General features: G+C 68.4%; 21 protein-coding genes. 16 read left to right on the top strand and 5 right to left on the bottom strand.

Going from position 1 to position 21,547, the window contains the following annotated elements:
• Positions 1-99 precede the first annotated feature (99 nt).
• The 11 genes from FIU88_RS13295 (at position 100) to FIU88_RS13245 (ending at position 11,453) form a co-directional block, all read left to right on the top strand.
• Positions 100-1,677, top strand: coding sequence for an aldehyde dehydrogenase (NADP(+)) (locus FIU88_RS13295; protein WP_152479555.1), 1,578 nt, complete (start codon positions 100-102; stop codon positions 1,675-1,677).
• 430 nt (positions 1,678-2,107) lie between these two features.
• Complete coding sequence (locus tag FIU88_RS13290; RefSeq protein WP_152479554.1) at positions 2,108-3,115, top strand: TRAP transporter substrate-binding protein; 1,008 nt, start codon at positions 2,108-2,110, stop codon at positions 3,113-3,115.
• Positions 3,116-3,181: 66 nt separating this feature from the next.
• Positions 3,182-3,745, top strand: a complete 564-nt coding sequence (locus FIU88_RS13285) for a TRAP transporter small permease (protein WP_253742564.1) — start codon at positions 3,182-3,184, stop codon at positions 3,743-3,745.
• A 2-nt stretch (positions 3,746-3,747) separates the two neighbouring features.
• Positions 3,748-5,028 (top strand): TRAP transporter large permease, encoded by a 1,281-nt coding sequence (locus FIU88_RS13280; RefSeq protein WP_152479553.1) that lies wholly within the window; start codon positions 3,748-3,750, stop codon positions 5,026-5,028.
• A 31-nt stretch (positions 5,029-5,059) separates the two neighbouring features.
• Positions 5,060-5,929, top strand: coding sequence for an amidohydrolase family protein (locus FIU88_RS13275; protein ID WP_152479552.1), 870 nt, complete (start codon positions 5,060-5,062; stop codon positions 5,927-5,929).
• A gap of 75 nt (positions 5,930-6,004) precedes the next feature.
• Entirely contained in the window at positions 6,005-6,802 is a 798-nt protein-coding gene (locus FIU88_RS13270) for an NAD(P)-dependent oxidoreductase (protein WP_152479551.1), read from the top strand.
• Positions 6,803-6,865: 63 nt separating this feature from the next.
• The gene (locus tag FIU88_RS19525; protein WP_152479550.1) at positions 6,866-7,426 is read left to right on the top strand and encodes an Ldh family oxidoreductase; all 561 of its coding nucleotides are present in this window, start codon (positions 6,866-6,868) and stop codon (positions 7,424-7,426) included.
• A 118-nt stretch (positions 7,427-7,544) separates the two neighbouring features.
• Positions 7,545-8,273 carry a FadR/GntR family transcriptional regulator gene (locus tag FIU88_RS13260; protein WP_253742561.1) on the top strand — a complete coding sequence of 243 codons (729 nt, stop codon included), beginning with the start codon at positions 7,545-7,547 and terminating at the stop codon, positions 8,271-8,273.
• A gap of 444 nt (positions 8,274-8,717) precedes the next feature.
• Complete coding sequence (locus FIU88_RS13255; protein ID WP_152479548.1) at positions 8,718-9,533, top strand: alpha/beta fold hydrolase; 816 nt, start codon at positions 8,718-8,720, stop codon at positions 9,531-9,533.
• Positions 9,530-10,390, top strand: a complete 861-nt coding sequence (locus tag FIU88_RS13250; RefSeq protein WP_152479547.1) for an alpha/beta fold hydrolase — start codon at positions 9,530-9,532, stop codon at positions 10,388-10,390. The genes FIU88_RS13255 and FIU88_RS13250 overlap by 4 nt, the downstream gene beginning before the upstream one ends.
• Positions 10,391-10,403: 13 nt before the next feature.
• Positions 10,404-11,453, top strand: a complete 1,050-nt coding sequence (locus FIU88_RS13245) for a patatin-like phospholipase family protein (RefSeq protein ID WP_152479546.1) — start codon at positions 10,404-10,406, stop codon at positions 11,451-11,453.
• Positions 11,454-11,457: 4 nt separating this feature from the next.
• Here FIU88_RS13245 and FIU88_RS13240 read toward each other — a convergent pair whose 3' ends face one another.
• Positions 11,458-12,033, bottom strand: coding sequence for a Smr/MutS family protein (locus FIU88_RS13240; RefSeq protein WP_152479545.1), 576 nt, complete (start codon positions 12,031-12,033; stop codon positions 11,458-11,460).
• Between the two features lie 178 nt (positions 12,034-12,211).
• On the opposite strand from FIU88_RS13240, the gene prmB reads away from it, so the two are divergent.
• From prmB to phaC, 5 genes are all read left to right on the top strand, one after another.
• Positions 12,212-13,168: a 50S ribosomal protein L3 N(5)-glutamine methyltransferase gene (gene prmB / locus FIU88_RS13235; protein ID WP_152479544.1), complete on the top strand. Its 957-nt coding sequence runs from the start codon at positions 12,212-12,214 to the stop codon at positions 13,166-13,168.
• Between the two features lie 19 nt (positions 13,169-13,187).
• Entirely contained in the window at positions 13,188-14,273 is a 1,086-nt protein-coding gene (aroC, locus tag FIU88_RS13230; RefSeq protein ID WP_152479543.1) for a chorismate synthase, read from the top strand.
• Between the two features lie 55 nt (positions 14,274-14,328).
• Complete coding sequence (locus tag FIU88_RS13225) at positions 14,329-14,724, top strand: DUF6489 family protein (RefSeq protein WP_152479542.1); 396 nt, start codon at positions 14,329-14,331, stop codon at positions 14,722-14,724.
• A gap of 132 nt (positions 14,725-14,856) precedes the next feature.
• Positions 14,857-15,366 carry a phasin family protein gene (locus FIU88_RS13220; protein ID WP_016853785.1) on the top strand — a complete coding sequence of 170 codons (510 nt, stop codon included), beginning with the start codon at positions 14,857-14,859 and terminating at the stop codon, positions 15,364-15,366.
• An 86-nt stretch (positions 15,367-15,452) separates the two neighbouring features.
• Positions 15,453-17,282 carry a class I poly(R)-hydroxyalkanoic acid synthase gene (gene phaC, locus FIU88_RS13215; RefSeq protein ID WP_152479541.1) on the top strand — a complete coding sequence of 610 codons (1,830 nt, stop codon included), beginning with the start codon at positions 15,453-15,455 and terminating at the stop codon, positions 17,280-17,282.
• Positions 17,283-17,370: 88 nt separating this feature from the next.
• On the opposite strand, the gene lnt is transcribed toward phaC, so the two are convergent.
• From lnt to FIU88_RS13195, 4 genes are read right to left on the bottom strand one after another with little or no spacing between them, the layout of a single operon-like run.
• Positions 17,371-18,828 carry an apolipoprotein N-acyltransferase gene (lnt, locus tag FIU88_RS13210; protein ID WP_152479540.1) on the bottom strand — a complete coding sequence of 486 codons (1,458 nt, stop codon included), beginning with the start codon at positions 18,826-18,828 and terminating at the stop codon, positions 17,371-17,373.
• 58 nt (positions 18,829-18,886) lie between these two features.
• Positions 18,887-19,750 carry an HlyC/CorC family transporter gene (locus FIU88_RS13205; protein ID WP_152479539.1) on the bottom strand — a complete coding sequence of 288 codons (864 nt, stop codon included), beginning with the start codon at positions 19,748-19,750 and terminating at the stop codon, positions 18,887-18,889.
• Entirely contained in the window at positions 19,747-20,259 is a 513-nt protein-coding gene (ybeY, locus tag FIU88_RS13200; protein ID WP_152479538.1) for an rRNA maturation RNase YbeY, read from the bottom strand. Before ybeY ends, FIU88_RS13205 begins: the two co-directional genes overlap by 4 nt.
• Positions 20,256-21,344 (bottom strand): PhoH family protein, encoded by a 1,089-nt coding sequence (locus tag FIU88_RS13195; RefSeq protein ID WP_016853790.1) that lies wholly within the window; start codon positions 21,342-21,344, stop codon positions 20,256-20,258. Before FIU88_RS13195 ends, ybeY begins: the two co-directional genes overlap by 4 nt.
• Positions 21,345-21,547 lie beyond the last annotated feature (203 nt).

Raw genomic sequence — 21,547 nt, 5'->3', positions numbered from 1 at the left:
CCGCTGAGACATCTCCCCCATTGCCAGGCGATATTCATCGATCGCCTCGCCCGACCGGAACGGCGCCGTGAGTCGGCGCCCCATGACAGGAGTAGCTTCATGACCCTGGAAGGCAAGCAACTCATCGGCCAGCAGGCCGTGACCAGCGACGGCAAGCCGATCCACGCCGTCGATCCCGCCACCGGCGAGACCCTGTCCCCGGCCTATCCCGCCGGCGGCCGGGCCGAGGTGGAACGGGCCTGCGACCTGGCCTGGGCCGCCTTCGATACCTACCGCGAGACCGGCCTCGAGGCCCGCGCCCGCTTCCTCGAGACCGTGGCCGAGGAGATCGAGGCCATCGGCGATGACCTGATCACTCGCGCCATGGCCGAGTCCGGCCTGCCGCGGGCACGGCTGGAGGGCGAGCGCGGCCGCACCTGTGGCCAGCTGCGCCTGTTCGCCAAGGTCGTGCGCGCCGGCGAGTGGCTCGACGTGCGCCTCGATCCGGCCCTGCCGGAGCGTCAGCCGATGCCGCGGGTCGACCTGCGCCAGCGCCACATCGCCCTCGGCCCGGTGGCCGTGTTCGGCGCCTCCAACTTCCCGCTGGCGTTCTCCGTGGCCGGCGGCGACACCGCCTCAAGCTTAGCCGCCGGCTGCCCGGTGGTGGTCAAGGCCCACGCCGCCCACCCCGGCACCTCCGAGCTGGTCGGCCGCGCCGTGCAGCGCGCCGTGGCCCGCTGCGAGCTGCCCGAGGGCGTGTTCTCGCTGCTCTACGGCTCCGGCCGCGAGCTCGGCCAGGCGCTGGTGCGCGACCCGCGCATCAAGGCCGTGGGCTTCACCGGCTCGCGTAGCGGCGGCACCGCGCTGATGCAGGCGGCGCAGTCGCGCCCCGAGCCGATCCCGGTCTACGCCGAGATGAGCTCGATCAACCCGGTGTTCCTGCTGCCGGAAGCGCTCGAGGCACGTGGCCAGGCACTCGGCGAGGCCTTTATCGGCTCGCTGAACATGGGCGCCGGCCAGTTCTGCACCAACCCCGGCCTGGTGATCGCCGTGAAGGGCGAGGCGCTCGACGCCTTCGTGGCGTCCGCCGCCGAGGCGGTGAAGGGCTCCGCGGCACAGACCATGCTCACGCCGGGCATCCATGACGCCTACGTGCAGGGCGTCGACGGCCTGGTCGCCAGCAGCAAGGCCCGCGAGGTCGCCCGCGGCGCCGCCGGCGAGGGCCCCAACGCCTGCCAGACCGGGCTGTTCGTGGCTGCCGCCGAGGACTTCATGAGCGACGAGGCGCTGCAGGCCGAGGTCTTCGGCGCCACCTCGCTGGTGGTCGAGTGCGCCGACCTGGACGAAGTGACGCGCGTGGCCGAGTCCCTGGAAGGCCAGCTCACCGCCACCCTGCAGATGGACGACGCCGATCTGGACGCGGCTCGCAAACTGCTGCCGACCCTGGAGCGCCGCGCCGGCCGGGTGATGGCCAACGGCTGGCCGACCGGCGTCGAGGTGTGCCACGCCATGGTCCACGGCGGGCCCTATCCGGCCACCTCCGACGCACGCACCACCTCGGTGGGCAGCGCGGCGATCCATCGCTTCCTGCGCCCGGTGTGCTACCAGAACCTGCCCCAGGGGCTACTGCCCGAGGCCCTGCGCGACGGCAACCCGGCCGGCGTCAGCCGCCTGGTCGACGGAAAGCGCGAGGTCTGAGGCAGGGCAGCCGGATTGGCAAGCGGTAGGTGTTAGGCGGCTCTCGGGCCGCCTGTCGATGCCGCTGCTGTCGGATAGCACTTTGGTACAAAACTCAGCCGACATCCTTGCCGGTCAAAAAGTGGCTGGCTAGCTCGTTATTCATATTATGTATTACTTAAGGATATTCCACCTGCCAACTCAATCGGTTGCAGCACCCAAAGGCCATCAAGGAGGCCGACAGGAATGCCGGTGAGTTCCAGGGCTCTGCACGGGATGGTCCGGGTGGAATGATTCGGTGGCCGATGATCGCGAAAGCCGTTCTCGGTGAGCCGTTCTACTCCGATCGCCTGGTCGGAAAGCAAGACATCAGCCGATAGGTTGATGAGTGTCACTGGACGCCAGACACGACGCATAACAATCCATAACACCGTTAACCCGGGAGTTTTTCATGCTGACCCACACGTCTATCAAGAGCAGCAATATCCTGAAGGCCATCGCCCTGACGGGGGCGGCATCCGCCGTCTCGATGTCGGCCCATGCTGAGCAATGGCGTGGTTGGAACATTCATCCCCCGTCCTATCCCAACAGTGTGGCCTTGGAAACGTTCGCGAAGGAGGTGAGTGAAAGAACGGAGGGCCGCATCGAGCCCAAGGTCTATCACAACGGTGTGCTTGGTGATCAGCCGGATGCCATCGAGCAGACCCGCAACGGGGCCCTGGACTTCGGCAACTTCAACATGGGGCCCATGGGCCCCATGGTGCCGGCCGCCAACGTGTTGTCTCTACCGTTCATCTTCAAGAGCGAAGAGCACATGTATGAGCTGATGGACGACGAGATCGGTGAACGTTTCGCCAGTGCCATGGAGGAGCGAGGACTGATCGCGCTGGGCTGGTTAGGGGCAGGGTCGAGAAGCCTCTACAACAGTGATCATCCCGTCGAGACGCCCGAGGATGTGGAGGGCATGAAGGTTCGGGTGATGAACAACGACCTCTACGTGGACATGATCGAGGCGCTTGGCGGTAATGCTACCCCCATGGCGGCCAGTGAGGTCTACCAGTCGTTGACGACCGGGGTTATCGATGGTGCCGAGAACAACCTGCCCACCTATGACGCGAGTGGCCACTATGAAGTCGCCGACTATTACTCGCTGACCAACCACCTGGTGATTCCAGAGTGCCTGTGCATGGCACGTAGTAGCTGGGAAGAACTCTCGGAAGAAGATCAAGCGGCCGTCAGCGAGGCTGCCGAGATCGCCTCGACCGAACAGCGGGCATTGTGGGAAGAGCGCACGGTGGCCAGTCGCCAGAAGGTGCTGGATGCCGGCGTCGAGATCAACGAGGTGCCCAACAAGGCGGCCTTTCAGGACCTGATGCAGCCGGTCTACGACGGCTTCCTCGAAGAGCATCCCGACCTCACTTCGTTGGTCGAGGACATCCAGGCGGCCCAGGCCGACTGATGGTATTCACACTTGGCGCCCGCTGTCCGATCGTCGGGGGGCGGGCCGGGAGAAAGGTGAGCGAAAGTGTCCAACGAAGCGTGTGAACAAGACGTCGCCGAGCCCGGGCAAGCCAGCGACGAGCGGCGGGTGGCGCCCGGCGGCGTCGATCGAGCACTCGACGGTATTGCCCATGGCTGCGTTCTGATCGCGGGAGTACTGCTGGTCTTGCTGATCATAACCTTCGGTTGGCTGGTGTTCGGCCGCTATGTGCTCAACGATACCCCGACCTGGGTCGAGCAGTCCGCGCTGTTGAGCGTGGCCTACATTACCTGCCTGGGAACGGCGGCCGGCGTGCGCCACAACAGCCATCTGTCGATCAGCCTGCTCAGGGATAACGTGCCCCAGCCGTTCAAAGGGCTGATGTACCACCTGGCGGATCTTTTCGTGGCGGCCTTCGGGGGCTTCATGACCTGGCAAGGTTCGCTGCTGATGATGACCAACCTGTCACGCCCGATTCCCATGCTGGGCCTGTCGGAAAGCTGGCGCGCCGCGCCGTTGGTGATCTGTGGCGGGCTGATGATGTTGTTCGCCCTGGCCAATATCGTCAAGCGCCTGGGCGTCCACCCGCACCGCATCGAGGAGGCCTGATCATGGGACTGGCAATCGTGTTTGGTCTGTTCGTGCTGGGACTCGCCGTCGGCGCTCCGGTGGCGTTTGCGGTAGGGTTCGCCGCGGTGGGCGGCTTTCTCTATGAGGGCCTGCCATTATTCGTGGCGTTTCAGCGCATTTTGTCTGGGATTTCGGTGTTTTCCCTGCTGGCTATCCCGTTCTTCATCTTCGCTGGCGAGCTGATGCTTCACGGTGGTATCTCCCGGCGCCTGGTGCGACTGGCGTCGGCGGCCGTGGGGCGGGTACGTGGGGGACTCGGCGTGGTCAACGTCACCTCGTCGATGCTGTTCGGTGGCATCTCCGGCTCTGCCGTCGCCGATACCTCGGCGCTCGGCTCGATCCTGATTCCGGTAATGAAGGAGAAAGGTTACGACGCCGATTATGCGGTCAATGTCACCGTGACCTCATCGGTTGCGGGGGTGGTGATCCCGCCGAGCCATAACATGATCCTCTATGCAGTGGCCGCAGGCGGAGGAATCTCCATCACTCAGCTGTTCATGGCGGGCATTCTGCCGGGCATCCTCATGTGTGGGTTACTGGCCCTCGCGGCCTACCTGGTGGCCGTCAAGCGGGGGTACCAGGGGGAGCGCTTTCCCGGCTGGCAGGCCCTGGCCATCAGCTTCGCCGCGGCACTGCCGGGCCTGCTCACGGCGGTGATCATCGTCGGTGGCGTACTGTCGGGCATCCTGACCGTGACCGAGTCGGGGGCCTTCGGGGCCATCTATGCGATTGTCGTGACGGGCCTGGTGTATCGCGAACTGCGCTGGTCGGCATTCAAGCAGGCGGTCTATCAGTCGGTTCGCACCACGGCGCTGGTGATGATCCTGGTGGGCTGTGCCTCGGCCTTCTCCTATCTGCTGGCCCTCTATAGCGTGCCGGAGCTGCTCACCGAGACATTGCTCGGCATCACCGACAATCCCTTCGCCATTCTGCTGATGCTGAACCTGATCCTGCTGGCACTTGGCATGATCATGGACATGGCGGCGTTGATCCTGATCTGCACGCCGATCTTCCTGCCGGTGGCGACGCAGTTCGGCATGGACCCGATCCAGTTCGGCATCATGATGCTGATGAATCTGGGGCTCGGCCTCTGCACCCCTCCCGTGGGGGCCTGCCTGTTTGTCGGTAGCGTGGTCGGCAAGACCAAGATCGAACATGTGGTGCGTACCATGTGGCCCTTCTATCTGGCGCTGTTCGCCGCCCTGATGCTGGTGACCTATGTGCCGTCCCTGTCGATGGCGCTGCCCTCGCTGGTGGAATGAGCAATTTGCCTATCTTGAAGGAGACCCGATCATGGGCGAGATACCCGCCAACACCCGCCCCCTCGAGGGTCAGGCGCCACGGCTCGAGGCGCCGCCGGGGGCGACCGACTGCCATATCCATCTCTACCTGCCGCGGCATTCCGCTCAGCCGGGAGGCCCGGCGATTACCGAGCTGGCCACCGTCGAGGACTACCGCCGCGTGCAGCGCCGCCTGGGGCTCGAGCGAGTGGTGGTCACCCAGTCCAACGCCTACCAGCATGACAATGCTGCCCTGCTCGAGGCGCTCGATGCGCTTGGTACCGAACGCGCGCGCGGGGTGGCGGTGGTGACCCCGGAGACCTCGCCCCGCGAGCTAGAGGCCTGGCATGCCCGGGGCGTGCGTGGCGCGCGCATCATGCAGTTGCCTGGCGGTGCGGTGCCGATCGACCGCATGGCCGAGGTCGAGCGGCGCATCCGGCCGCTGGACTGGCACCTGATGGTGCAGTTCAACGGCCGCCACCTCGACGACTATCGGGACGCACTGCGCCGCCTCGAGGGCGATTACATCATCGATCATATCGGCAAGTTCATGGACCCGGTGCCGGCCGACGACCGGCGCGTCGACGAGATCCTGCGACTGCTCGATCGCGGCAACGCCTGGTTCAAGATCTGCGCCGGCTACGAGGCCAGCCTGGAGGGCGGGCCGCACTATGGCGATGTGGGCGCCATCGCAAGGCGCGTCATCGCTCATGCGCCGGAACGCATCCTGTGGGGAAGCAACTGGCCCCATGTCGGGGTGCCGCGTGCGCAGTATCCCGACGATGCCCAGCAGCTCGACGTGCTGCTGGAGTGGGCGAACCCCGAGGCGCGCCAGAAGATCCTGGTCGACAACCCGGCCGCGCTGTATGGCTTCGGTGCCTGATGCTCCCGTCTGCAGTCGGCCCATATCTTACGGATGCCCCGCCAAGGGGCGACTCGCTACTGAAGGAGACCACTGATGCTGAATCGGATTCTGGTCACCGGCGCCGCCGGTGGCCTGGGCACGGCCATTCGTCCCTATCTGGCGAGGCTGGCACATCGCGTGCGGCTGTCGGATGTCGCCGATTTGGGCGAGGCGGCCGAACATGAGGAGATCGAGCCCTGCGATCTGTCCGATGCCCAGGCCGTCAATGCCCTGGTGGCGGATTGCGACGGCGTCGTCCACCTGGGCGGTGTATCGGTGGAGAAGCCCTGGGAGCACATCCTGCAATCGAACATCATCGGGGTCTATCACCTCTATGAAGCGGCGCGCCGCCTGGGCAAACCGCGCATCGTGTTCGCCAGCTCCAACCATGCCATCGGTTTCTATCCGCGCACCACGAGGATCGACAACCGGGTGCCGCACCGGCCCGACTCCCTCTATGGCGTCTCGAAATGCTTCGGCGAGGACCTGGCGAGCCTCTACCACGACAAGTTCGGCATCGAGACGCTGAGCGTGCGTATCGGCTCGTGCTTCCCCAAGCCGGTGGATACTCGCATGCTGGCGACCTGGATGAGTGTCGAGGATTTCATCGCCCTGCTCGAGCGTGCCTTCATGGCGCCCAAGCTGGCTCATACGGTGGTATATGGGGCTTCCGCCAACGCTGAAAGCTGGTGGGATAACAGCCAGGCGGCGTTTCTCGGTTGGGTGCCCCGCGACAGTTCCGAGCCCTGGCGGGCCGACGTCGAGGCCAAGACCGTCGATATCGATCCGAACGATCCGGAGGTGGTGTATCACGGCGGCAAGTTCACGACCTTCGGACACCCCGACGACTGAAGGTTGAGCTGGTTCGGCAGCACTCGACCCACACGGCGACCCGATGGCCAGGAGACCGATTCGATGGCCGATACCGTCACCCTGACGTTGCAGCCACTGGAAGCGCCGAGTCAGCGAGTGCTGTCACGGCAAGGCTTCGACGCGTCGGCGGGCGGGCAGGCTCCGTTTCTCGGGGCCAACCCCATCGCCTTCTCGTGGGCGCGCCCGGGCAGGGCGCCCCTTCGTCACCACCGATCCGGCCCTTGCGCTTCAGGGGGCGATGCTGACGTTCGGGGGGGGGGACACAAGGGATCGGCGGCGTCGCTCATGGTCGAGCTGCTGGCGGGGCCGCTGATCGGCGATCTGCTGGGGCACGAGACGCGGCCGGCCGACGATGACGGGGCAGGGCGGCCCTGGCACGGGGAGCTGATCGTGGCGATCGATCCGCGCCGGCTGCTCGGTGATGACATGGAGCGCCAGCTAGAGCATGCCGAGGCGCTGTTCGAGGGCGTGCTGGCGCAGGGCGCCCGGCTTCCATCGCGGCGTCGTCACGAGGCCCGTCGGCGTAGCCGGACGCACGGCGTGACGATCTCGGCGTCTCTGTATCGAGAGCTGACACGACTGCGAGAGGCCCCCGAGGGCTGAGCCGGCGGCGATGCGCAGGGGGATTTCGGTATGATGTATTATCAATAGCACGGCCATTCGCCGCCGTGGCAACCCGGCCTGGCAACGTACCTGAGGATCGATGACAAAGGATGCAGCAATGAGGAGTTCTTGGGAGGTTCAGCGCGTCAATCGAGCGGGCAGCCTGTCCCAGGCGGTCGTGGAACAGCTCGAACGTCGCATCGTCTCCGGCGAGGCGCCGGTGGGCAGCAAGCTGCCCACCGAGAGTGAGCTGTGCGAGGCCTTCGGGGTCAGCCGGACGGTGATTCGCGAGGCGATCACGCATCTCAAGTCGCTGGGGCTGGTCGAGACCCGGCGCGGCGTCGGCACCACGGTGCTGCGCAACGAGGCCGCCGAGCCGCGCCCGGCGGTGCACGTCAGCCCGCGTACCGTGGAGGACATCCTCCAGGTGCTGGAGCTGCGCCTGACGCTGGAGCCGCGGGCCGCCGAGCTGGCCGCCCTGCGCCACGACGACGAGGATCGCCGGCGGCTGGAGGCGCGCCACGCCGAATTCGTCGCCGCCCAGGCGGCGCATTCACAGGCGCGCCGCGAGGACTTCGCCTTCCATCACGCGATCATCAAGGCGACCCACAACGACTGCTTCGACCGCCTCTACGAGCCGCTGAGCGACAGCATGATCCCCCGGGCCAAGCTGCTCAGCGCCGACATCGATCCGCGCGGCACGGCGCGCTATCTCGAGCGGGTGAACGAGGAGCACGTGCGCATCCTGGAAGCCATCCTCGAGCGCGACGGCCCGGCGGCCAGGGCGGCCATGCAGCAGCATCTGGAGCGCTCGCGCGACATGTACGCCCGCTATCGCGACAGCTGACGAGGTATGGTGAGGGGCGTTTACAAACGTCACGAACGACGGTCAAGGCTAGGCCCGTTCCCTACGGGCTAACGCATTTCCCACATCCTTGTGGGTCACAAGGCGAAATCAGCCGAAAAACGGACCGGGCTCGCGTGCGAGTTTACGATTGGGTAAATGAGAATTTTGACCGGGCTCGCGGACGAGGCTGATTTCAACGCCGCATGGCCGAGCGCAGTAGTTTGTAAAGCCCCTCTCAGCGGGTCAGCCACAGGCCGACCACGATGGCGGCGATCACGGTGGCGAAGAACAGGCGGTTGCGCAGGCGGGTATCGCGGGGCGGCTTGTGGGGATTCACGCGGGACTCCGTTGGAGGGGGTGGCCGAAAGACGACTTGGCGGCCCATGGTATTCTCGTTAGCCTGCCATCGCCACTCGCGCCCCGCGCCTCGACACGGATGATGCCATGCGCCGACACGCCCCCGATGCCCCCTCACCGCTGGTCTTCGCTCATGCCAACGGCTTCCCGGGCCAGAGCTACCGCAGCCTGCTGGCGCCGCTGGCCGAGCGCTTCGACCTCCATCCCCTGGACCGGCTCGGCCACCACCCCGACTTCCCGGTTGGCCACAACTGGCTGGCGCTGCGCGACGAGCTGCTCGAGCATCTCGCCGAATTCGACGAGCCGGTCATTGGCGTCGGCCACTCCATGGGCGGCGTGCTGATGGCCATGGCCGCGGAGCAGGCGCCGGAGCGCTTCCGCTGCGTGGTGATGCTCGACCCGCCGCTGATGCTGGGCTTCGATGCCCTGGCGATGAAGGCGGTCAAGCGCCTGGGGCTGACCGACCGCTTCACGCCGGCGGGCCGCACCGTCGGCCGCCGCGACAGCTGGTCGAGCCCCCAGGCGATGCGCGATTACCTGCGCCGTCGGCGGCTGTTCCGGCACTTCACCGACCAGGCCCTCGACGACTACGTGGAGGGCGGCACCCGCACCCTGGATGACGGCCGCGTGGTGCTGCTGTTCGACCCCGATATCGAGGTGGCGGTGTTCCGTCATCTGCCCGATCACCTGGACGAACTGCCCGATCTGCTGCGGGTGCCGGTGGGCGTGCTGGCCGGCGGCGAGTCCGACTTGCTGACGCCGCACCGCTGCCGGCGGCTGAAGCGTCGCGGCGTGCGCCTGGCCGAGGTGCCGGGCGGCCACATGTTCCCCATGGAGCATCCCGACGCCACCCGGCGTGCCCTGACGACGATGATCGACGAGATGCTGGAGACCACGCCATGACGGCGCCGGAAGCGCTGCGGCTGGCCGACGGCCGCCTCGCCGCCCTGGCCTGGGGAGACGCATCGGCGCCGACCTGGCTGGCGCTGCACGGCTGGCTCGACAACGCCGCCAGCTTCTCGCGGCTCGCCCCGCCGTTGGTCGAACGCCTGGGCATTCGCCTGGTGGCGCTGGACTTCGCCGGCCATGGCCATTCGTCGCCGCCGCCGGGCGCGGCCGACGTGGCGCTCTGGGACTACTGCCACGACGTGCTCGATGTCATGGAGGCCCTGGGCCTCGAACGGACCACGCTGCTCGGCCACTCCATGGGCGCCGGCGTGGCCTGCCTGCTGGCCGCCGCCATGCCGGAGCGCGTCGCGGCGCTGCGCCTGATCGACGGACTCGGCGTGCTGACCACCGAGGCCGCTGAGGCGCCGACGCAGCTGCGCAAGGGGCTGGGGGCCCATCGGCGGCCGGTGTCGCGGGCGCCGCGCTATCCTGATGAAGAGAGTGCCGTGGCGGCCCGGGTGGCCGGCGGCGTCACCCCAATCGACGCCGAGACCGCCCGCCCGCTGGTGAGGCGCAACCTGGCCGAGGAGGGCGATGGCCATCTTCGCCTGCGCACCGATCCGCGCCTGCTGCGGGCGTCGCCGGTGCGTTTCACGCCCGAGCAGGCGACGGCCATGCTGGCGGCGATCCGCTGCCCGGTGCTCTGCGTGGAGGGGGAGACGGGGATCCTCGGCGAGCGGGAACGGGCGCAGCGGGCCCGCGCCGCGGTGGGCGACCTGCAGCGGCGCGTGCTGCCGGGCGGGCATCACCTGCACCTGGAGCCGGACCGGGTGGCGGCGGTGGCCGAGGCGATCGTGGCCGGCCAGGCGTGACGGGGGGCGAGCGATGAACGCGAGACGGCAAAGCGAGGGTCGGCGGGTCTCGCTGACGCTGGGCAGCGGCGGCGCCCGGGGCTATGCCCATATCGGCGTGATCGAGGAGCTGGAGGCGCGCGGCTACGAGGTGGTGGCGCTGTCGGGGTGCTCCATGGGCGCGCTGGTCGCCGGCGTCTACGCGGCCGGGCAGCTCGACCGCTACAAGGAGTGGGTGTGCCGGCTCGACTACTTCGACGTGCTGCGGCTGGTGGACGTCTCCTGGAGCCCGATGGGGGCCATGAAGGCCAGCAAGGTGATGAACAAGCTCGACGAGCTGATCGGCGATATCCGCCTGGAGGACCTGTCGATCCCGGTGACCACCGTGGCCACCGACCTGACCCGCCAGCGCGAGGTGTGGTTCCAGCACGGCCCGCTGCTCGAGGCGATCCGCGCCTCCATCGCCGTGCCCGGCGTGATCACCCCGGTGCATCGCGGCGACCAGGTGCTGGTCGACGGCGGGCTGCTCAATCCGCTGCCGATCATGCCGACCGTGTCCACGCCCGCCGATCTGGTGATGGCGGTCAACGTCACCGCCCAGAGCTCCCAGCCGATCACCCTGGAGGCGCTGCTGCCGCCGGACGAGGCGGCCGAGGAACAGGCCCGCGAGGTGGCCCGGGACAAGGGCGCGGTCGACTTCGGCGGCTGGATGGAGGGCGTGCGCGGTGCCACCCGACGGCTGTTCGGCAACGGCAGCGAGGGCGAGCCCGCCGAGGCCGTGGAGCCCGAGCCGGGGCGCCGCGCCTGGGGGCGGCTGGACATGATCCTGGCGTCCTTCGACATCGCCCAGGCGGCGCTGGCCAAGTACAAGGTGGCGGGCTATCCGCCGGACGTGCTGATCGAGGTGCCGAAGACCGTGTGCGGGGCCTACGAATTCCATCGCGCCGAGGCGCTGATCGCGCTGGGGCGGCATCTGGCCCGGGAGGCGCTCGACCGCCGCGAGCAGGGGCTCGGCCGGGTCTCCGGGCCGGAGGTGGTGGAGGCGCGGCCGCTGTCCGCGGACGACCGCGGCGAGGAGGAATAGCGCCTCAGCGGCCGTCGCGCTGGCGCCTCAGCATCACGTAGACCGCGCCGGTGCCGCCGTCGGCCTCCGTGGCCGAGCAGAAGGCCAGCACACTGGGCCACTCGCGCAGCCAGGCGTTGACGTGGCTCTTGATCACCGGGTAATCGGCCTGGCCGGTCCAGGCCTTGCCGTGTACCACCAGCACGCAGCGGGCGCGGTTGGCGGCGGCATCGGCGAGGAAGGTCTCCAGCTCGGCGCGCGCTTCCTCCAGGGTGTAGCCGTGCAGGTCGAGCCCCGCCTCCCAGGCGAGCTGGCCGCGCTTGAGCTGCTGGCGGTCGCGATAGGGCATGTCCGGCAGGAAGAAATCCAGATACTCCGAGGGGCGCACCGCCTCCACCCGGCCGTCGGAGGTGCGACCGCTGGCGGCGTCCTCGCCGGCCGAGGTGGCGGCCTCGCGCCGCGCCCGGGCGGCCTCGTCGGCGCGCCGGGGGCGACCCGGGTCGGCACGGTTGCTCGCGAGCGGACGCACGCCGGCGTCGCTCAGGGCCTGGCGGAAGGCGCTGATCTCGTCGTCGTCGGGGCGGTGGCGGCGTCGGCTCATGGGGCTCTCTCGAGGCTCTCTGGCGGTGGCAGGGGAAGCGAGGCGATGGCGACGCGTCGGCCTCGGCGGGCGCGTCGCGAGACTCTCGAGTATACCGGCCCTGACGTGGCTGTGAACCGCCGCCGCGGGTACAATCACGGGCCTTGCCGCTTTCCAACCGTCAACCACAGGATGTCTCGTGGCCGAACCTTCCGCTTCCTCGTCCGCTTCGACCCTGACGCTCACCGATGAGGCCCTCGCCGAGGGGCTGATCACGCTCAGGGACTGCCTGCGCTGGACCGCCAGCGAGTTTCACCTGGCCGGCCTGCACTACGGGCACGGCACCGACTCCGCCTGGGACGAGGCCGTGGCGCTGACGCTCGGCGCCCTTCACCTGCCGTGGGACGTCGACCCCGGCGTGCAGGATGCCCGCCTGCTGCCCATGGAGCGTGCGCGCATCGTGGCCCTGGTGCGCGAGCGCATCACCAGCCGTCGCCCGCTGCCTTACCTGCTCGGCGAGGCCTTCTTCGCCGGCCTGCCGTTCAGCGTCGACGAGCGGGTGCTGATCCCGCGCTCGCCGATCGCCGAGCTGATCGAGCACGGCTTCGGCGCCTGGTTCCCGATGGAGCCGCCGGCGCGGGTGCTCGACCTGTGCACCGGCTCGGGCTGCATCGGTCTGGCCACCGCCCTGTACCTGCCGACCTGCGAGGTCGACCTGGCCGACATCAGCCCCGAGGCGCTGGCGGTGGCGCGGCAGAACATCGCCCGCCATGACGTCGCCGACCGGGTGCGGGCCGTCGAGTCGGACCTGTTCGCCGGTCTCGAGGGCGAGCGCTACGACCTGATCGTCTCCAATCCGCCCTACGTGGACGCGCGCGACCTGGCCACCATGCCCGCCGAGTTCGGCCACGAGCCGGGCCTGGCGCTGGGCGCCGGCGACGACGGCCTGGACATCGTGCGGCGCATCCTGCGCGAGGCCCGCGACCATCTGACCGACGACGGCGTGCTGATCGTCGAGGTCGGCAACTCCGATCGCCACCTGGAGGCCGCCTTCCCCGAGGTGCCCTTCCTGTGGCTGGAATTCGAGCGCGGCGGCCAGGGCGTGTTTGCCCTCACCGCCGCGGAACTCGACGCCCATGCGGCGTCCTTCAGCTGAGCAGTCAAGAGGCACGCCCATGTCCGGCAATACCTTCGGCAAGTTGTTCACCGTCACCACCTTCGGCGAGAGCCACGGCCCGGCGCTCGGCGCCATCGTCGACGGCTGCCCGCCGGGCCTGCCGCTGACCGAGGAGGACCTGCAGCGCGACCTCGACCGTCGCCGTCCCGGCTCGTCGCGCCATACCACCCAGCGTCAGGAGCCGGACCGGGTGCGCATCCTGTCCGGCGTCTTCGAGGGCGTGACCACCGGCACCTCGATCGGCCTGGTGATCGAGAACACCGACCAGCGGTCCAAGGACTACTCGAAGATCAAGGACCAGTTCCGCCCGGCCCACGCCGACTATACCTACCAGCACAAGTACGGCATCCGCGACTATCGCGGCGGCGGACGCTCCAGCGCCCGAGAGACCGCCATGCGCGTGGCGGCCGGGGCCATCGCCAAGAAGTACCTGGCGAGCCAGGGCATCACCATCCGCGGCTACATGAGCCAGCTCGGCCCCATCGCCATCGACTTCAAGCAGTGGGAGGCCGTCGAGCAGAATCCCTTCTTCTGCCCCGATCCGGACCGGGTGCCGGAGCTCGAGGCCTACATGGACCAGCTGCGTCGCGATCAGGACTCGGTGGGTGCCAAGGTCTCGGTGGTCGCCGAAGGCGTGCCGCCGGGGCTCGGCGAGCCGGTGTTCGACCGGTTGGACGCCGAGCTGGCCCACGGGCTGATGAGCATCAACGCGGTCAAGGGCGTGGAGATCGGCGACGGCTTCGCCGCGGTGGCAAGCCGCGGCAGCGAGCATCGCGACGAGATGACCCCGGAGGGCTTCCTCTCCAACCATGCCGGCGGCGTGCTGGGCGGCATCTCCAGCGGCCAGGCGATCGTCGCGCATCTGGCGCTCAAGCCGACCTCCAGCATCACCACCCCGGGGCAGTCCATCGACCTGGACGGCAATCCGGTGGAGGTGGTCACCAAGGGGCGCCACGATCCCTGCGTGGGCATTCGCGCCACGCCGATCGCCGAGGCCATGATGGCCCTGACCCTGCTGGATCATCTGCTGCGCCATCGCGGCCAGAACGCCGACGTCAGCGTGAGCACGCCGCGGCTGTCCTGAGGCCAAGACTGCTACACTGATCGGCACAGCCACCCATCTTCGACAAGGCGGTCATATGAAGATCAACGTCGAGTTCGACCTGACCCCGGACGAGTTTCGCCGCGCCCTGGGCCTGCCCGACGTGGAGGCCTTCCAGCAGGAACTGCTGGCGCGCATCCAGAAGCAGATGGAATCCGGCGTCGAGGGCTACGACCCCATGAGCCTGATGCAGCCCTTCCTGCAGCAGTCGATGTTCCAGCAGCCCGGCTTCCAGCAGGGGCTGTCCCAGGGCCTGGCCAGCTTCGGCAACTACCAGCAGATGATGCTCGACATGCTCAGCAAGGCCGCCGCGGGAAACCGTGGCGGGGAGGGCGGCAGCGCCGGGGGTGACACGAGCGGTGGTGCCGAGGGTGGCTCGGGCGGCGGAGCCTCGGCCGCCAGCGCCCGCTCCCGGGGCAAGCGCGAGGGCTGATGCCGCGCGCGGCTCGCGCGCTTTTCCTGCGAGACTCGACGCCTGTCATGCGCTTGCAACGGCAGGCGTGCAAGACTAGTCTTTGTGCAGTGCAGCACGGCTTTCGTCAGCATTCCCTCGGGAGGAGCGACCATGCAGGACAAGACGTTCGATGCCTTCAACGAACAGACCCGCCAGTTCTTCGAGCCCATGCGCAAGCTGAACTCGTTGATGCTTCAGAACATGGAGCGCGTCAGCGAGTACCAGATGGAGTCCCTCAAGCGCTACAGCCAGATGGGGACCGAGCGCCTGCGCGACGCCACCGAGATCAACGATGCCGAAAGTCTGCGCGACTTCGGTACCCGCCAGGCCGAGATGATGAACGCGCTCTCCCAGCAGATGCTGGAGGATGCCCGCACGCTCGGCGAGATGAGCCTCAAGTTCAAGGCCGAGCTCGAGCAGCTCTACACCGAATCCGGACAGGCCTTTGCCGAGCAGGCCGGCCAGGCCGCCGAGGCGGCCAAGCCTGCCGCGGCGGCCGCCAAGCCCACGGCGACCGAGAAGCCCGCGGCGGCGGAGAAGCCTGCCGCCGAGAAGCCGGCGCCGGCCAAGTCCACCAGCCAGGCCACGCGCAAGCGCAGCAGCGGCGGTAGCGCCAGCTGATCGTACGACCCGCTATGTGATGGCCACCGCCCCGTGGTGCGAGGGGCGGTGGTCGTGCGTTTATGACAGCGCGACAGGAGGTGTCAATGCAGCCAGGGAGTGAAGCATTCTCGCAGGCCGAACTGGAGGCCTGGAGCGCCCAGATCCAGGCGATCGGCGAGGAGTACAAGGCCCTCCTGGAGGACCTGATTCCGCGGATGGTGCCGGATGACGCGGCCCAGTCCGTCCATGCCCACATGCGCGAGGCCTTCCAGGCCGGGGCGGAATCGCTGATGCAGGATCCGACCCTGCTGTGGGAGACCCAGGCGCGCCTGGTGCAGGACCAGTTCCAGCTGTGGCAGAACGGCATGCGCGCCCTGGCCGGCGAGGCCGTGGAGCCGCTGATCACGCCGGCCAGGGGGGATCGCCGCTTCCAGGACGAGGCCTGGACCAGCGACCCGCACTATCTCGCCATCATGCAGCAGTACCTGCTGTTCTCGCGCTGGGTCGAGGAGCTGATCGAGCGCCTCGACGGGCTGTCCGCCGAGCAGAAACGCAACCTGGCCTTCTACGCGCGCCAGCTGGTCAACGCCATGGCGCCGACCAACTTCGTCTCCACCAATCCCGAGGTCATGCGCCGCACCATCGAGACCCGCGGCGAGAATCTGGTCGAGGGGCTGGCCCGGCTGCGCCAGGACCTGCTGGCCTCCGCCGAGGGGCTGAATGTCACCATGACCGACCGCAGCGCCTTCACCGTGGGCGAGAACATCGCCGTCACGCCGGGCTCGGTGGTGTACGAGAACGAGCTGATCCAGCTGATCCAGTACGCGCCGACCACCGAGCAGACGTTCAAGACGCCGCTGTTGATCGTGCCGCCTTGGATCAACAAGTACTACATCCTCGACCTTCGCCAGGACAACTCCCTGGTCAAGTGGCTGGTGGACCAGGGCCACACCGTGTTCCTGATCTCGTGGCGCAATCCCGGCCCCGAACAGGGTGACTTGACCTGGGCCGACTACATGCAGCTGGGCCCGATCAGCGCCATGGAGGCGATCGAGCAGGCTACCGGCGAGAAGTCGGTCAACCTGCTGAGCTATTGCGTCGGCGGCACCCTGGCCGGCTCCACGGTGGCCTACCTGACCAGCACCCGGCGCGGGCGCAAGGTCAAGTCGGCGACCTACATGACCAGCCTGTGGGACTTCCGCGATCCCGGCGAGATCGGTGTCTTCCTCGGCGAGCCGGTGCTCAGCGGCATCGAGGCCAAGCTCGAGCAGGACGGCTACCTGGACGGGCGCATCATGGCCTACTCCTTCAACCTGCTGCGCGAGAACGACCTGTTCTGGTCCTTCTACATCAACAACTACCTCAAGGGCGACATTCCGGCGCCCTTCGACCTGCTGTACTGGAACACCGACGGCACCAACCTGCCGGCGGCCACCCATGGCTGGTATCTGCGCCATCTCTATGCCGAGAACCGCCTGGTCGAGCCCGGCGGCATCGAGCTCGATGGCGTGAAGATCGACCTGCGCAAGATCTCGGTGCCGAGCTACTTCGTCTCCACCCGCGACGATCACATCGCCAAGTGGAACAGCACCTACTACGGGGCCCTGCTGCCCAAGGGGCCGGTGAAGTTCGTGCTGGGCGGGTCCGGCCATATCGCCGGTATCGTCAATCCGCCGCACAAGAACAAGTACGGCTTCTGGACCAACGACGCGCTGCCGCCGACCCCGGAGGAGTGGCTGGAAGGGGCCGAGGCCCACGAAGGCTCGTGGTGGCCGAACTGGCAGGCCTGGATGACCGACAACGGCTACGCCGACGCCGAGAAGATGGTGCCGGCGCGCCAGCCGGGCGACGGCGAGCTGGATATCCTCGAGCCGGCGCCCGGGCGCTTCGTGCGCATGACCATCCCCGAGGTGCTGGGCGAGCCCCAGGCCTGACGCCGCCGCCTTCTGACGCTCGAAACGACGACACCCCGCTGCCTGGCAGCGGGGTGTCGTCGTTCTGGGTTGCTTGGTGGCGTCGAGCCTACGCCTTGCGACGCCTGAGGCCGGGCAGCACCAGCAGCGCGCCGAGCAGCCACACCGGCCAGCTGCCGAGGCGCGCGAAGGGCGTGAGGCCCTGCATCGGCGAGACCTCGCCGGTGAGGGTCGCGACCTCGAACTGCGGCGCACGGTCGATGACCCGGCCCCGGTCATCGATCAGCGCGGTGACGCCGTTGCTGGTGGCACGGATCACCGGACGGCCGTTCTCCAGCGCCCGCAGCCGGGCCATCTGCAGGTGCTGCAGCGGGCCGATGGAGGCGCCGAACCAGGTGTCGTTGGAGACCGTGAGGATCACGTTCGAGTGACGCGCCTGGCGGGCCACCAGGTCGGCGTAGATGATCTCGTAGCAGATGGCGTTGCCGATGCGGGTGCCGGCGGCGTCCAGCGGCGCCTGATGGGCCGGCCCCGGGGTCATGGCCGGCATCGGCAGGTCGAAGAAGGCGATGGCGCCGCGCAGCAGCGGCTCCAGCGGCAGGTACTCGCCGAACGGCACCAGGTGGCGCTTGAGGTAGGTCTCGCCGTCGGCGACGTCGAGCACGCCGTTGTAGTAGCGGCCGTCCTCGCGGGTCAGGATGCCGGTGAGCAGGGTGCTCTGGGGCGGCAGCAGGGTCTGGGCGCGCTCGAGGATCGGCCGGGCCTGGTCGGCGAACATCGGCAGCGCCGCCTCGGGCCAGATCACCAGATCCGGGGCCTCGTCCAGCTCGGCGGTCAGCGACAGATAGGTGTTGGCGGCCTGGCGCTGGCCCTCCGGCGTCCACTTGATCAGCTGGGGCAGGTTGCCCTGCAGCAGGGCGACGCGCAGCGGCTCGCCGGCGGGCGTCGTCCACTGGGTGGGCAGCGCCAGCGGCACCAGCCACAGCATCGCCAGCGGCAGGGCGGCCCACCAGCGCCGGCGCAGCAGCGACACGCCGAGCGCCCCGCTGAGGGCCACGATCAGCGACAGCCAATAGACGCCGCCGACCGGCGCCCAGGGTGCCAGCGGCGAGTCCACCTGGCCGCTGCCCAGCAGCAGCCAGGGGAAGCCGGTGAACAGCCAGGTGCGCAGCGCCTCGCCCAGCACCCAGGCGCCGGCGAAGGTCAGCACCGACAGCCGCGGCCCGCACAGGCGCCGGTAGAGGCCCAGGGTGACGGCGAAGAACAGCGACAGGGCGGCGACGAACAACGCGGTCAGCGCCAGCGCCAGGGGCACGCCGGTATAGCCGTAGTCGTGGATCGAGACATAGACCCAGGACGCGCCGGCGCCGAACAGGCCGAGCCCGTAGCACCAGCCCCGCCAGGCGGCCTGGCGGGCGGAGAGCGATGGCAGCCCGGCATAGAGCAGGCCGGCGGCCACCGGGGCCAGCCACCAGAGATGAAACGGGGCGGCGGAGAGGGTCGTGAGCACGCCGGCGGCGATCGCCGCCAGGGGCCCGAGGAACCGATGAAGGCGAGGGGGCGTCATGGCACCGTCCTTGGTGAAAAAGCCGACGGAAAATGGCCGGGGAAAATCGGTGAGCGGATCAGTCCTCGGCGGACTCCGAGGCCGGCTCGGCTTCCAGCAGGCGGATGCGGCGATTGTCGGCGTTGAGCACGGTGAAGCGCCAGCCGCCGATCTCGGTGTGCTCACCGCGGCCGGGCAGGTGGCCGAAGCGCTGCATCACCAGGCCGCCGAGGGTGTCGAACTCCTCGTCGGAGAAGCGCGTGCCGAAGCGCTCGTTGAAGTCCTCGATGGGGGTCAGGGCACGGATCGCGTAGCGCGACTCGCCGAGGGCGCGGATGTCCTCTTCCTCGTCGGTGTCGTGCTCGTCCTCGATGTCGCCGACGATCTCCTCGAGGATGTCCTCGATGGTGATGATGCCGGCGGTGCCGCCGTATTCGTCCACCACCAGGGCCATGTGGTTGTGGGTGTCGCGGAATTCCTTGAGCAGGCTGTTCAGGCGCTTGGATTCCGGCACGAACATGGCCGGGCGCAGCACCTCCTCGAGCCGGAAGGGGTGGTCGTTGCCCTGGCGCAGCAGCGGCAGCAGGTCCTTGACCAGCAGGATGCCCTTCACCTCGTCGAGATTCTCGCCGACGACCGGGTAGCGCGAGTGGCCGGTCTCGAGGATCAGCGGCAGGTACTCCTCCAGCGGCTGGTCGAGGCCGATGGCGGTGATCTGGGAGCGCGGGATCAGCACCTCGCGCACCTGCTGATCGCTGATGTTCAGGGCGCCCTCGATGATCATCATGGCGTCCTGTTCGAGCTTGAGGCGGGTCGCCGCCTGGCGCAGGAACTCCAGCAGCTCGTCTCGCGAGCTGGGCTCGTCGCTGTCGCTGGACAGCGCGCTGAACAACTTATCGAGCCAGGACCTGTGGCCCTGGCCGGTCGATCGGTCTTCGCTCATGCGTCGGCTCTCTCGTCATCGGGGTCGGAATCGCGATGCGCCGGGCCGGAGGCCCGATAGGGGTCGGCGATGCCGAGGCCGGCGAGGATCTCTCGCTCCAGCGCTTCCATGACCTCGGCTTCGTCGTCCTCGATATGGTCGTAGCCCATCAGGTGCAGGGTGCCGTGAACCACCATATGAGCGTAGTGATCGCCGAGCGCCTTGTCCTGATCGCGGGCCTCGTCGATCACCACCGGATGGCAGATCACCAGATCGCCGAGCAGCGGCAGCGGCACGCCCGGCGGACACTCGAAGGGGAAGGACAGCACGTTGGTGGGCTTGTCCTTGCGGCGGTAGTCGCGGTTGAGCGCCTGGCTCTCCTCGGCGTCGACGAAGCGCACCGTCAGCTCGTGACGTTCCTCGTCGGGCAGCCGGGCGAGCACCGCGCCCACCCAGGCCTCGAGCTCGGCCTGGCTCGGCAGGCCCTCGGCGTCGATGGCCTGCTGGCGGTCGACCTCGGCCAGGCTCATTCCTCGTCCTCGCGGCCGTTCTGTCGCTCGAGGCGCTCCTGGCGGATGGCCTCGCGCTCCTGCTCGCGGGCCTCGCGCTTGGCGCGGGCCTGGGCTTCTTCCTCGGCCTCGAACTGGTCGTAGGCCTCGATGATGCGTTGCACCAGCGGGTGGCGGACCACGTCCTTGGCGGCGAAGTGGGTGACGCCGATGCCCGGGGTGCCGCTGAGCACATCGAGCACCTGGATCAGCCCGGAGGCCTGGCCGCGGGGCAGGTCGACCTGGGTGATGTCGCCGGTGATCACCGCGGTGGAGCCGAAGCCGATGCGGGTCAGGAACATCTTCATCTGCTCGCGGGTGGTGTTCTGGCTCTCGTCGAGGATGATGAAGGCGTTGTTCAGGGTGCGCCCGCGCATGTAGGCCAGCGGCGCGATCTCGATCACCTGGCGCTCGATCAGCTTGGCGACCTGCTCGAAGCCGATCATCTCGTACAGGGCGTCGTAGAGCGGGCGCAGGTAGGGGTCGATCTTCTGCGCCAGGTCGCCGGGCAGGAAGCCGAGCTTCTCGCCGGCCTCGACCGCCGGGCGCACCAGCAGGATGCGACGCACCTGCTGCTGGTTCAGCGCTTCCACCGCGGCGGCGACGGCCAGGTAGGTCTTGCCGGTGCCGGCCGGGCCGATGCCGAAGTTGATGTCGTGGTCGCGGATGCTCGAGACGTAGCTCTGCTGGTTGAGCCCGCGGGGCTTGATCAGCGCCTTGGGCGTGCGCAGCAGCACCTCGCCGTCGCCGCTGCCGCCTTCTTCCTCCTCCAGGGCCTCGAGGCCGGATTCCTGCAGGAACAGGTGCACGGTGTCCGGGGTCAGCTCGCCGGCCTCGGTCTCGCGATAGAGGTGCTCGACGACGTTGGAGGCGGCCTTGACCCGGGGGCCGGGGCCGGCCAGCTGGAAGACGTTGCCCCGGTTGCGCAGGGTGACGCCGAGGCGCTCCTCGATCAGCTTGAGGTGCTCGTCCTGCTGGCCGCAGAGGTTGGCCAGGCGCTGGGGATCGTTGGGCTCGAGATTCAGGGTGATGACGCGGTTGGCCGCGGAGGCTGCTGGCTGGCTCAAGACGGGCAAGTCCGTGAGTTGATGGATGTCGGGGTCAGCTTACTGCCCCGGAAGCTACAAGGGCAATGAAGGGGGCTCGGAAACAGGGCGGGGCTGATCCGGCGACAGGCCTTCGAGGAGGCGCTGTGAACCCATCCCTGGGCGCTACCGACGCCATCCATGGCGTAGGACCTCCTCTTCGGCCTGTCCCCGGCGCCCCTTGT

Source organism: Halomonas sp. THAF12 (assembly GCF_009363675.1).
Classification (GTDB): domain Bacteria; phylum Pseudomonadota; class Gammaproteobacteria; order Pseudomonadales; family Halomonadaceae; genus Halomonas; species Halomonas smyrnensis.
This window is presented reverse-complemented; position numbering and strand designations above follow the sequence as displayed.